This window comes from Microbacterium pygmaeum (genome assembly GCF_900100885.1).
Taxonomy (GTDB): domain Bacteria; phylum Actinomycetota; class Actinomycetes; order Actinomycetales; family Microbacteriaceae; genus Microbacterium; species Microbacterium pygmaeum.
This window is the reverse complement of record NZ_LT629692.1, coordinates 2,384,966-2,397,438: the sequence shown is the minus strand read 5'-3', so window position 1 is coordinate 2,397,438 and position 12,473 is coordinate 2,384,966. Positions and strand designations below refer to the sequence as shown.

General features: G+C 69.9%; 9 protein-coding genes. 2 read left to right on the top strand and 7 right to left on the bottom strand.

Translation table 11 applies throughout. The features are described 5' to 3' along the window. Nucleotides 1-23 precede the first annotated feature (23 nt). The 3 genes from gatB to gatC are packed head-to-tail and all read right to left on the bottom strand — an operon-like array spanning nt 24 to nt 3,363. Nucleotides 24-1,553: an Asp-tRNA(Asn)/Glu-tRNA(Gln) amidotransferase subunit GatB gene (gatB, locus tag BLT19_RS11435; RefSeq protein WP_091490171.1), complete on the bottom strand. Its 1,530-nt coding sequence runs from the start codon at nt 1,551-1,553 to the stop codon at nt 24-26. Then, nucleotides 1,553-3,067, bottom strand: a complete 1,515-nt coding sequence (gatA, locus tag BLT19_RS11430; protein ID WP_091490167.1) for an Asp-tRNA(Asn)/Glu-tRNA(Gln) amidotransferase subunit GatA — start codon at nt 3,065-3,067, stop codon at nt 1,553-1,555. The genes gatB and gatA overlap by 1 nt, the downstream gene beginning before the upstream one ends. After that, nucleotides 3,064-3,363: an Asp-tRNA(Asn)/Glu-tRNA(Gln) amidotransferase subunit GatC gene (gatC, locus tag BLT19_RS11425; protein WP_091490164.1), complete on the bottom strand. Its 300-nt coding sequence runs from the start codon at nt 3,361-3,363 to the stop codon at nt 3,064-3,066. The genes gatA and gatC overlap by 4 nt, the downstream gene beginning before the upstream one ends. An 86-nt stretch (nt 3,364-3,449) precedes the next feature. Between gatC and BLT19_RS11420 the strand changes: the two genes are divergently transcribed. Next, a complete protein-coding gene (locus BLT19_RS11420) occupies nt 3,450-5,144 on the top strand; it encodes a long-chain-fatty-acid--CoA ligase (protein ID WP_091493887.1) in 1,695 nt (564 codons plus the stop codon). A gap of 12 nt (nt 5,145-5,156) precedes the next feature. Here the strand turns inward: BLT19_RS11420 and BLT19_RS11415 are convergent, their stop codons facing one another. From BLT19_RS11415 to BLT19_RS11400, 4 genes are all read right to left on the bottom strand, one after another. Further along, nucleotides 5,157-5,465: a YciI family protein gene (locus tag BLT19_RS11415; protein ID WP_157681852.1), complete on the bottom strand. Its 309-nt coding sequence runs from the start codon at nt 5,463-5,465 to the stop codon at nt 5,157-5,159. A gap of 4 nt (nt 5,466-5,469) precedes the next feature. Continuing rightward, the gene (gene ligA / locus BLT19_RS11410; RefSeq protein ID WP_407939832.1) at nt 5,470-7,656 is read right to left on the bottom strand and encodes an NAD-dependent DNA ligase LigA; all 2,187 of its coding nucleotides are present in this window, start codon (nt 7,654-7,656) and stop codon (nt 5,470-5,472) included. 191 nt (nt 7,657-7,847) lie between these two features. Continuing rightward, entirely contained in the window at nt 7,848-8,948 is a 1,101-nt protein-coding gene (gene mnmA / locus BLT19_RS11405) for a tRNA 2-thiouridine(34) synthase MnmA (RefSeq protein WP_091490147.1), read from the bottom strand. A gap of 9 nt (nt 8,949-8,957) precedes the next feature. Continuing rightward, nucleotides 8,958-10,193, bottom strand: coding sequence for a cysteine desulfurase family protein (locus BLT19_RS11400; protein WP_091490144.1), 1,236 nt, complete (start codon nt 10,191-10,193; stop codon nt 8,958-8,960). A gap of 54 nt (nt 10,194-10,247) precedes the next feature. On the opposite strand from BLT19_RS11400, the gene glgX reads away from it, so the two are divergent. After that, nucleotides 10,248-12,335, top strand: coding sequence for a glycogen debranching protein GlgX (gene glgX / locus BLT19_RS11395; RefSeq protein ID WP_091490140.1), 2,088 nt, complete (start codon nt 10,248-10,250; stop codon nt 12,333-12,335). Nucleotides 12,336-12,473 lie beyond the last annotated feature (138 nt).

Sequence of the window (12,473 nt, the reverse complement as noted above, 5' to 3'; positions counted from 1 at the left end):
CCCGGTGCCGCCGACACCCGGCGCTACTGCGTCGCGCGCTCCAGAACGAGTTCCCGAACCCGCGCGGCATCCGCCTGCCCACGCATGGCCTTCATGACCGCACCGATCACCGCGCCCGCCGCCTGCACTTTGCCGTCGCGGATCTTCTCCAGGACGTCCGGCTGCGCCGCGAGTGCGTCATCGATCGCCGCGATCAGCGCACCGTCGTCTGAGACGACCGCCAGTCCTCGCGCGTCGATGACCTGCTGAGGGGTGCCCTCGCCCGCGATCACGCCCTCCAGCACCTGTCGAGCGAGCTTGTCGGTGAGCGTCCCGGCGTCGACGAGTCCCTGCAGCGCCGCGACGTCGGAGGGTGTCACCAGCGCACCCGCCTCACGCCCCTCGACGTTGGCCACGCGGGCGATCTCGCCGGTCCACCACTTGCGGGCGGCAGCCGGTGTCGCGCCGGCGGCGACCGTGGCGGCCACCTCGCTCAGGAGTCCGCTGTTGGCGACGTCCTGGAATTCCAGATCGGTGAACCCCCACTCCGTCTTGAGCCGGCGACGCAGCTCGGCCGGCGCTTCGGGGAGGGCGGCCCTGAGCTGCTCGATCAGCTCCGGCGCCGGCACCACCGGAAGCAGATCCGGCTCCGGGAAGTACCGGTAGTCGTCCGCGTCGGACTTCGGGCGACCGGGCGAGGTCCTCCCGGTGTCCTCGTGCCAATGGCGGGTCTCCTGGATGATCGTGCCCCCGGCGGCGAGGATCGCCGCCTGCCGCTGGATCTCGTAGCGCACGGCGCGCTCGACGGAGCGCATCGAGTTCACGTTCTTGGTCTCGGTCCGTGTGCCGAGCGGCGCAGCCGGCTCACCGGCTGCCGCCCGCGGGCGCAGGGATACGTTCGCGTCGCAGCGGAGGTTTCCGCGCTCCATCCGAGCCTCGGAGATGCCCAGGCCCAGAACGATGTCGCGGATCGTCTGCACGTAGGCCTTCGCGATCTCCGGAGCGCGGTGCTCCGCACCGTAGATCGGCTTGGTGACGATCTCCACGAGCGGGACACCGGCGCGGTTGTAGTCCACCAGGGAGTACTCGGCGCCCTGGATGCGGCCGGTGGAGCCTCCGACGTGCGTGAGCTTGCCGGCATCCTCCTCCATGTGCGCCCGCTCGATCGGCACGGTCACGAGCGTGCCGTCCTCGAGTTCGACCTCGATCGAGCCCTCGAAGGCGATCGGCTCGTCGTACTGGGAGATCTGGTAGTTCTTGCCGAGGTCGGGATAGAAGTAGTTCTTGCGGGCGAATCGGCTCGACGGGGCGATCGAGCAGCCGAGCGCGAGGCCGAGGCTGATCGAATACCGGACCGCTTCGGCGTTGACCACCGGCAGCGAGCCGGGCAGGCCCATGTCCACGGGGGCCACGAGCGAGTTGGGCGTCGCGTCATGGTTGTCGGAGTGCGCCGGGTTGGGCGCCGCCGAGAACATCTTGGTCTTCGTGTTCAGCTCGACGTGCACCTCGAAGCCGAGCACCGGCTCGAACAGCTCGAGCGCTTCATCGAAGTCCATCAGTGCTGCCTTGGCCATCAGCGTGCCTCTCCGAGAATCGGTGCCCGGTCCAGCAGAGGTCCACCCCAGCGATCGACCAGCAGCGCCTCCAGGGCGGCGCCGACGCGGTACAGGCGGGCGTCCTGGCGTGCGGGAGCGAGGAACTGGATGCCGACCGGCAGGCCGTCTTCCTCTGCGAGGCCGGACGGGATCGAGATACCCGGCACGCCGGCGAGGTTCGCCGGGATGGTGGTCACATCGTTGAGGTACATCTGCATCGGATCGTCGATCTTCTCACCAAGCTTGAACGCGGTGGTCGGCGCCGACGGCGTAGCGATCACGTCGACCTGGGCGAACGCGTCGTCGAAGTCGCGCTGGATGAGGGTCCGGACCTTCTGGGCCGATCCGTAGTACGCGTCGTAGTACCCTGCGCTCAGCGCGTACGTGCCGAGGATGATGCGCCGCTTCACTTCGTCGCCGAAGCCCGCGTCGCGCGTGCGCGCCATGACGTCCTCGACGGTTCCACCCGGAACTTCCAGCCGCATGCCGAAGCGCACGCTGTCGAATTTGGCGAGGTTGCTGGATGCTTCGGCCGGCAGGATCAGGTAGTACGCGGCGACTCCGTACTCGAAGTGCGGCGCGCTGATCTCGACGATCTCGGCGCCCTGGGACTCCAAGACGGCGAGGGCCGCTCGGAAGGATGCGGACACGCCGGCCTGGAAGCCTGCGTCGGGCAGCTCGCGGATCACGCCCACCTTGAGGCCCTTCAGCACGTCGCCGCGGGCACCCTCGCGGGCGGCCTCGGCGAAGGAGGGCCAGGACTGGTCGAGCGATGTCGAATCGTGCGGGTCGTGGCCGCCGATCACGTCGTGCAGGAGACCGGCGTCCAGGACGCTCCGGGTGACCGGCCCGACCTGGTCGAGGCTGGAGGCAAGGGCGATCGCCCCGTACCGGCTGACTCCGCCGTAGGTCGGCTTCAGCCCGACCGTACCGGTGACGTGCGCCGGCTGACGGATGGATCCTCCGGTGTCGGATCCGAGCGCCAGGGGTGCCTCGAATGCGGCCACGGCTGCAGCCGATCCGCCGCCCGAGCCGCCGGGGATCCGCTCCAGGTCCCACGGGTTGTGGGTGGGCCCGTACGCGGAATGCTCTGTGGAGGAGCCCATCGCGAACTCGTCCATGTTGGTCTTGCCGAGCGGAATGAGGCCCGCGGCCCTGGCACGGGCGACCACCGTCGCGTCGTACGGCGAGAGGTAGCCCTCGAGGATGCGGGATCCGCTCGTGGAGGGCATGTCGGTCGTGACCAGCACGTCCTTGACGGCCAGCGGCACGCCGGCGACAGGCCCCAGGTCTTCCCCGGCGGCGCGGCGACGGTCGATCTGCGCTGCCGCGGACAGGGCGGAATCGCTCACGTGCAGGAAGGCGTGGATGTCACCGTCCACGGCGGCGATGCGGTCCAGGTGCGCCTGGGTCGCCTCGACGCTGGAGATCTCGCGCGAGGCGAGCTTGCCCGCCAGTTCCGCCGCGGGAAGACGGATCAGCTCGCCGCTCACTGCTCTTCTCCGAGGATGGCGGTGACGCGGAAGCGGTCATCCGCGGCATCCGGAGCGTTCTGCAGTGCCTGCGCGACCGTCAGCACCTCGCCGACCTCATCCGCGCGGAACACGTTCTGCAACGGGATCGGGTGGCTCGTCGCAGACACGTCGGGGGTGGCGACGGAGGAGACCTTGGCGATGTTGTCGACGATGACATCGAGCTGGCCGGTGAGGCGCTCGACCTCTTCGTCGCTCAGCTGGATCCGGGCGAGCACACCGAGATGGCGCACGAGATCAGGGGTGATTTCAGACACCACACAAGTCTAGGCGGTGCGGCTCTCCTCCCCCGCGGCCGCTCGCCGGGGCCGGGGAGGGGCGGGCGTAGGCTGTGCGGGTGACGATGTACGACCCGCCTCGCCCGTGGATCGCCAGCTATGCCGAGGGGGTGCCGGAGGATCTGCCACCGGTCACCGGCAGCCTCGTCGACATCCTGCAGACCTCGGCGGCGGAGTTCCCCGACGCCGTGGCGCTGGAGTTCTTCGGGGCGGAGACGACCTATCGCGAGCTGCTCGCGCAGGTGGAGCGGGCGGCGGCCGGCCTCCGCGCGAGAGGCGTCGGTCCCGGCGACCCGGTGGCGATCGTGCTGCCCAACTGCCCGCAGCACATCGTCGCGTTCTACGCGATCCTGCGCCTGGGCGCGGTCGTGGTGGAGCACAATCCCCTGTACACCCCCCGGGAGCTGCGCAAGCAGTTCGAGGACCACGGCGCGAAGACCGCGATCGTGTGGTCGAAGGTCGTCGCCACCGTTCAAGCGTTCCCGGCCGATCTCGCGGTGACGACGCTCGTCGCCGTGGACGTGACGCGAGCGATGCCGTTCAGCATGCGGGTCAAGCTCCGTCTCCCCATCGCGCGGGCACGCCAGGCGCGCGACGCCCTCACCGCGCCGGTGAGCGGCGCAGTCGAGTGGGAGCGCCTCAGCGCCGCGACGGCCCTTCCCGCGGGAGTCCCGCTGCCGACGACTGAGGATCTCGCGATCATCCAGTACACCAGCGGCACGACGGGAGCCCCCAAGGGCGCCGCCCTGACGCATCGCAACCTGCTCGCCAATGCCGCGCAGGCGCGTGCCTGGGTCCCGCAGATCACCAGGGGTCCGGGCTGCGTCGTCTACGCCGTGCTGCCGATGTTCCACGCATACGGCCTCACGCTGTGCCTCACCTTCGCGATGTCGATGGGTGCTCGTCTGGTCCTGTTCCCCCGGTTCGAACCGGACCTGGTGCTCGAGGTCCTGCAGAAGCGCCCGCCGACGTTCCTGCCGCTGGTTCCGCCCATCGCCGACCGGCTGTTGAGGGCGGCTCGCGAGAAGGGGGTCTTGCTGCGGGGCACGCAGGTGGCCATCTCCGGAGCGATGGCGCTCCCGCACGAACTGGTGGTGCCCTTCGAGGCGGCCTCGGGCGGCTACCTCGTCGAGGGATACGGGCTCAGTGAATGCTCCCCGGTGCTCATGGCGAATCCCGTCGCCGACAATCGCGTCCCCGGCACCGTCGGGCTCCCGCTGCCCGGCACCGAACTGCGCGTGGTCGATCCGGATGACCCGTCGAGGGATGTCCCCGCCGGTGAGCGGGGCGAGCTCGTGGTGCGCGGCCCGCAGGTCTTCCAGGGCTACTACGGGAAGCCCGAAGAGACCGACAAGGTGTTCGCCGACGGGTGGTTCCGCACCGGCGACATCGTGACGGTGGACGAGGACGGCTTCGTGCGGATCGTCGACCGCATCAAGGAGCTGATCATCACCGGTGGCTTCAACGTCGCGCCCACCGAGGTCGAGATCGCGCTGCGGCAGCATCCGCAGGTCGAGGACGCAGCGGTGGTCGGCCTGCCGAGCGATCACTCCGGCGAGGAGGTCGTCGCCGCCATCGTGGTGGCGTCAGGCGCCGGGGTGGATGTCGAGGCCATCCGGGAGTTCGCCCGGGGCATCCTCACTCCGTACAAGGTGCCGCGCAGGATCTTCGTCGTCGACGAACTTCCGAAGTCGCTCATCGGCAAGGTGCTGCGACGTCAGGTCCGCGATTCGCTGCTCCAGCTGACGACCGGGTGTTGACTCCGCCGCGCCTCAGTCCTCAAGCCCGTCGCGAGCGATCGCGACGGCGTAGGGGTAGAGCGTCGCCCGCAGGACTCCGCTGGCCACAGCGGGGTCGGTCTGCATCACGGCCCGAGCGGATTCCTCGTCGGGCGCCTCGAAGATCGTGATCCCCCAGGCCCCTTCGTCCACCTGCGTGCGGCCGGCGAGAATCAGGATCCCCGCGGTTTTGAGCGCCTGCAGGAACCCGAAATGCTCTTCGATGACGGCCATCTCCTCATCGGTGGCCGCGGCCACCATCTCGGGCCTGGTCGGCTCGATGCGATAGATCCATTGCGCCACAGGGTCACCCCGCATCCGGGGAGAGGGCCTCCAGCGCAGCTGGCCCCTCGGTGACGAGGATGCGGAACTGTGCCGCGTCGATGATGCGGACGCCGAGCTCCTCGGCTTTGCCCAGTTTCGAGCCTGCGCCCGGTCCGGCGGCGACGAAGTCGGTCTTCTTCGACACGCTGCTCGCCGCTTTCCCGCCGGCCTCGAGGATCGCCTGCTGAGCGCCCTCGCGCGAGTAGCCTTCGAGCGACCCCGTCGCGACGACGGTGAGGCCCTCGAGCACTCCGCCGGTGACGGACGCGGCTCCCGGGCCGGGATGGCCGGGCGTCGCCAGCCGAGCGCCGGAGGCCTCCCACCGCTGGACGATCTCGCGGTGCCAGTCCACCCCGAACCAGTCGGTGAGGGAGTCCGCGATGATCCCGCCGACGCCCTCCACCCCGGCCAGCTCGTCGCGCGAGGCGGCGCGGATCGCGGCGACGGATCCGAACCACTGCGCCAAGGCGCGCGCGGCGACGGGTCCGACGTGACGGATGTTCAGGGCGACCAGGAATCGCCAGAGCTCCTTCTCCTTGGCCTTCTGCAGCTCTTCGAGCAGCCGCGTCGCCTGCGCCGAAGGCTGCACACCGGTGAGTCCGGCCTTCTTCTCTTCGGACGACGGGTTTCGGCGGAAGGGCGCACGGCGCACAGGGTTCCCGGTGCGCTCGTCGATGCGCGGTTCTCCGGTCTCGGCATCGCGCACCACGACCTCGATCGGGATGAGCTGGTCCAGGGTCAGATCGAACAACCCGGCCTCGGTCTGAAGCGGCGGGGTCTGCGGCACCGACGGCTGGGTCAGCGCGGCGGCGGTCACCTCGCCGAGCGCCTCGATGTCGAGCGCACCGCGCGATCCGATGTGCTCGACCCGGCCGCGCACCTGCGCAGGGCACGATCTCGAATTCGGGCACCGCAGATCGATGTCGCCCTCCTTGGCGGGAGCCAGTGCGAACCCGCACTCGGGACACTCGGCGGGCATCACGAACTCGCGCTCGCTCCCGTCGCGAAGCTCGACCACCGGACCCAGGACCTCCGGGATCACGTCGCCCGCTTTGCGCAGCACGACGGTGTCGCCGATGAGCACCCCCTTGGCGCGCACCACGTCCTGATTGTGGAGGGTGGCCTGCCGGACGACGCTGCCGGCGACGCGCGCGGGCGCCATCACCGCGAACGGAGTGGCCCGCCCGGTGCGCCCCACCGAGACCACGATGTCCAGCAGCTTCGTGTTCACCTGCTCGGGCGGGTACTTGTATGCGATCGCCCAGCGCGGCGCGCGGCTGGTGGCGCCGAGCTCGTCGTGGAGCGCGAGCTCGTCGACTTTGACCACGACGCCGTCGATCTCGTGCTCGACGTCATGTCGGTGCTCGCCGTAGTGCGCGACGAAATCCAGCACGCCGTCGATATCCATCGAGGTGCGGTAGTACGGGCTGGCTGGGAGTCCCCAATCGGCCAGCAGCGCGTAGACCTCGCTCTGCGACGACACCGGCGGGTCCTCCCACGCGCCGATCCCGTGGACGAACAGCCGCAGCGAGTCCAGCCGGGCCCGCCCGGCTTCGCGCTCGAGGCCGTCCTTCTTGTCGAGCTGCTGACGCAATCCGCCGCTGGCCGCGTTGCGCGGATTGGCGAAGGACGGGAATCGCCGCTCGGCGCTGAGCCGCGCCTTGTCCTCGTCGAACGCACGCGCGCGTGCGCGAGTCTCCTCGACGGCGCGTCCGCGCATGCGCGCCTGCAGCTCGTTGAGCGCGTCGAACTCGGCCACCGGGATGAAGACCTCTCCGCGGACTTCGACGAGGGCGGGATGCCCCGATCCCGACAGGCGCTCGGGTATGCCCGTCACCCGCACGGCGTTGACCGTCACGTCCTCGCCGACTCGCCCGTCTCCGCGGGTCGCGGCCGATGTCAGCACACCGTGCTCGTAACGGAGACTGATCGCCAGGCCGTCGATCTTGAGTTCGGTGAGCCAGCGCACTGCCCGCCCGGCGCCCGCCTGCGCCTTCGCGCACCATTCCGCCAGCTCTTCCGGCGTGAACACGTTGTCCAGACTCAGCATCCGCTCGGCATGCGTGATGGGGGCGAACATCGACGCCTGCGCGGCGCCCACCGTCTGCGTGGGCGAATCCTGGCTCTGCAGCTCGGGGTGCGAGCGCTCCAGCCCCTCGAGCCGCCGCATCCATCGGTCGTACGTCGCATCGTCGACGAGTTCGGCGTCGGCGCCGTAGTAGGCGTCCCTGGCACCGATGATCTTCTCGACGAGTCCGGTGGCCTCGGCCCGCGCGTCCTCGAGGGTCAGGTCGGGAAGGTTCTCGTCCACAGCGCCGGCATCGCTCACCCGGTCAGTCTAGAAGCCGGGTCCGACAGCCGTCAGGCGGGAACGGGCACCGCGGAGCGGGTGGTGTCGATCGTGAACTGGCCGAGCACCCGCGTCCCCTCGTAGAGCACCGCGGTCTGCCCGGGCGCGACGCCGTCCAGAGCGACGTCCGGCACGACGGTCACCATCTCGGACGAGACGGCCGCGCGCGCAGGCACCGGATCCGCGTGCGCGCGGATCTGCACATGGCAGGTGAAGACGGACTCCTGCGGTGCTCTTCCGGCCCAGGTGAAGCGGGATCCGGCGATCTCGGCGATCGCCAGGGCGTCCTTCGGGCCGACCACGACGGTGTTGGTGATCGGTCGCACCTCGAGGACGAATCGCGGCTTGCCGTCGGCAGCGGGAACACCCAGTGACAGCCCTCGCCGCTGTCCGACGGTGAACGCGTGCGCACCCTCGTGGGATCCGACGACGGCTCCGGCGCGGTCCACGATCTCGCCGGTCCGCGTGCCCACTCGATCGGCGAGCCAACCGCGGGTGTCGCCGTCCGGGATGAAGCAGATGTCGTGGCTGTCCGGCTTCTGGGCGACGGTGAGTCCGCGGGCCTCGGCCTCGGCGCGCACGAGCGCCTTGGTGGGGGTGTTCCCGAGCGGGAACATCGTATGCGCGAGCTGGGCCTCGGTGAGCACCCCGAGCACGTACGACTGATCCTTCGCCGCATCGCTGGCCCGGTGCAGCTCGAGGCCCCCCGATGCCCCGTCCCGCACGACCGCGTAGTGACCTGTGCAGACCGCATCGAAGCCGAGGTCGAGTGCCTTCTCCAGGACCGCCGCGAACTTGATCTTCTCGTTGCATCGCATACACGGGTTCGGTGTGCGGCCGGCGGAGTACTCGGCGATGAAGTCCTCGATGACGTCGTCGCGGAAACGCTCGGAGAAGTCCCAGACGTAGAACGGGATCCCGAGGCGGTCCGCCGCGCGCCGGGCGTCCATCGCATCCTCGATCGTGCAGCACCCGCGGCTGCCGGCACGCAGCGTGCCGCCGGCACGGGACAGCGCGAGGTGCACGCCCGTCACGTCGTGCCCGGCATCCACCGCGCGTGCCGCGGCGACGGCGGAGTCCACTCCCCCGCTCATGGCTGCAAGAACACGCATGATCCGATTCTACGAGCGGATGCCGGGGGCGAGCCTGGGAGGGCGGTGACCGACCTTGCGCGAAGACATGCCCGCGGTCCGAGCGCGCTCGTATGCTGCCGGGAGCGCGCGGAGCACCGCATCGACGTCCTCGTCGGTCGTGGTCGCCCCGAGGGTGAGGCGCAGCGCGCTTCGCGCCGCCTCGTCCCCGAGCCCCATCGCCGCGACGACATGGGACGGTTCGGGAACGCCCGCCTGGCAGGCCGAGCCCGTGGAGACCGCGATGCCCGCCATGTCCAGCAGCAGCAGGAGCGAGTCGCCCTGGGCGCCGGGGAAGATGAGGTGCAGGTGACCCGGCAGGCGCTCGGCGTCTCCCGCAGAGACGCGCACGTCGGGGATCAGCCGGCGTACGCCTGCTTCGAGCCGCCCGCGGAGTGCCGCCAGTCGTGCGGACTCGGCGTTCAGTTCGTCGAACGCGAGTTCGGCAGCCACGGCGAAGGCCGCCGCGCCCGCGGCGTCCTGCGTTCCGGAGCGCAGCCCGCGCTGCTGACCCCCGCCGTGCAGCAGCGGCTGCATCGTCGCCGACCGCGCGACGATCAGCGCGCCGACCCCGGCCGGCCCGCCGAGCTTGTGCGCGGCGATGCTCATCGCGACCAGGCCCGCCGACGAGGATCCCGACCTCTCCCGGAGCCGCCGGAACGAGAGCGGCACGTGACCGAACGCGCCCACAGCGTCCAGGTGCATCGGCACTGCAGCGGTCGCAGAGGCGGCCGCGGCGTCACGGACCGGCTGCACGGTGCCAACTTCATTGTTCGCGGCCAGGAGCGTCGCGACCGCGGCATCCGGATCCGCCAGCGCCGCGCGCCAGGTGTCCAGGTCCAGGCGCGCCGTCGCGTCCACGCCCACGGAACCGACTCTGGCACCCTCGTGCGCCGCCAGCCACCCCACCGTGTCCAGCGTGGCGTGGTGCTCGGCGCGGGGCAGGACGATCGTGGTGCGATCGTCGGCCTCGCGTCGGGAGCGGTACAGGCCGGTGATCGCGAGGTTCACCGATTCGGTACCCCCTGAGGTGAAGACCACTTCGACCGGGTCGCAGTCCACGACGGCGGCGAGGCGCTCACGCGATTCCTCGAGCAGCCGACGTGCGGACTGACCCGCGCTGTGGATGGATGAGGCGTTCCCCGAGGTCGCGCTGGCCCGCAGCCACGCTTCGCGAGCCTCGACGCGCAGCGGAGTCGTCGCGGCGTGATCGAGGTAGATGACCACTCGCGCCCTTCCCGTGTGATGGTACCGACTCCCAGCCTTACTACTGTAGATCGCATGATTCCGACCGAGACCCTCGCCGATCTCGCGTCCGCGCCGGGGCTGCTCAGCCGCGACCTGGACGACCTCGGCATCCGACTGCACGACGACGGCGGCACACTCCGCGTGTGGTCGGGAGAGGCGACCACGGTCGAGCTGGTCGTGTTCGACGACACCGATCTGGACTGGATCACCCACACGCTCCCTCTCGAACCGGTCGCGGGAGGCGTGTGGAGCGTGAGCACACCGCTTCTGCGTCCCGGCACCCGATACGCCGTGCGCGTCGACGGACCCCATGCTGAGCGCAACACCTTCAACCCCGGCACGCTGCTGGTCGAGCCGTACTCGCGCGGACTGATCAGCCGCGGGTTCGACGACTGGCGATCAGTGGTGGTCGAGGACGCATTCGACTGGGGCGGTGTGGCCAAGCCCGGGATCCGGATGGATCGGACCGTGATCTACGAGGGACACCTCAAAGGCCTCTCCAAACGGCACCCGCAGGTTCCGCCGGCACTGCACGGGACGTATGCCGGCCTCGCGCATCCGGCGATGATCGAGCACTTCCTGAGCCTGGGCGTCACCAGCATCCAGCTGCTTCCCATCCATGCCTTCGCGAGCGAGCCCCGGCTCCTCCAGCACGGTCTGGCGAACTACTGGGGCTACAACTCGGTGAACTTCTTCACCCCCCACGCGCCCTATGCGACCGAGGAGAGCAGGCGTCAGGGGCCTGAGGCGATCCTGCGCGAGTTCAAGGGCATGGTGAAGCTGCTGCACGCGGCTGGGCTGGAGGTGATCCTCGACGTCGTCTACAACCACACGGCCGAAGAGGGCATCGGCGGCCCCCGCACGAGCCTGCGCGGGATCGACAACGGCGCGTACTACCGGCAGCAGGACGACGGGGTCTACATCGACGTGACGGGGTGCGGCAACTCGGTGAACACGGCGCACGATGCCGCCGCCCGACTCGTGCTGGATTCGCTGCGGTACTGGTCGCAGGAGATGCAGATCGACGGCTTCCGATTCGACCTGGCAGCGACGCTCGGTCGCGATGCGGCGCACACCTTCGACCCGGATCACCCGCTGCTGCGTGCGATCGTGGACGATCCGGCGCTTGCGGACGTGAAGAAGATCGCCGAGCCGTGGGACGTCGGCATGGGCGGGTGGCAGACCGGCAACTTCGGCCCGGGGTGGCAGGAGTGGAACGATCGCTACCGCGACCGCGTCCGCAACTTCTGGCTCAGCGACGTCGACTACGCCAGGCGCGCGTCGGCCCCGCCCGTCGGCATCGGCGGGTTCGCGACGCGGCTGGCCGGCTCCGCCAACACCTTCAGCGCCGAGCGCGGGCCGCTGGCGAGCGTCAACTTCGTCACCGCGCACGACGGGTTCACCCTGCGCGATCTGGTCTCCTACGACGTCAAGCACAACATGGGCAACGCAGAGCAGAACCGCGACGGGGCGGATACGAACCGGTCCTTCAATCACGGCGCCGAGGGCCCGACCAGCGACGAGGGGATCCTCGCGACGCGCCGAAAGGCGATGCGGAACATCCTGGGCACCCTGCTGCTGTCGGCGGGAGTGCCGATGCTCACCGCCGGCGACGAGTTCGGTCGCACGCAGCGCGGCAACAACAACGCCTATTGCCACGATTCGCCGCTCACCTGGCTCTCCTGGGAGCATGCGCCTTGGCAGGAAGACCTGTTCGCGCATGTGCAGCGCCTGCTCTTCCTGCGCCGCGAGAACCCCGCGCTGCGGCCGAGCCACTTCGCGAAGCTGGACGAGCACACGCCCTCGGCCTCCGTCATGGAGTGGTACGACGCGCACGGCGAGACGATGTCCATCGATCGCTGGACCAACCCGGCCAACCGCACCCTGCAGTACGTGGCCACCTCGACGCCGGAGCATGAGGACGTCAACCGCGTTCTGCTGATGGTCCATGGCAACGAGCAGCCGGTCGATGTGACGCTGCCCGCCTTGGATGCGGCGACGCAGTTCGTCTCGCTGTGGTCGAGCGAGGACGAACGGCCGGGTGAGCGTGGCGACGTCTTCGATGCGGGCCAGGTCGTCCCGCTCGCCGGCACCTCGATGCGGCTGTTCGGCGTGCGATAGAGGTGGAAGCGGCAGAGTAGGTCACTTCCCGCGATCGCGCCACCGCCTGTATCGGGTTCCGCGGGAGCGGTAGGTTCAGAGCGTGGTTGAGCCGAAGACACCCCCCGCGCCCACGTCGCCTGCGTCGACGAAGAAATC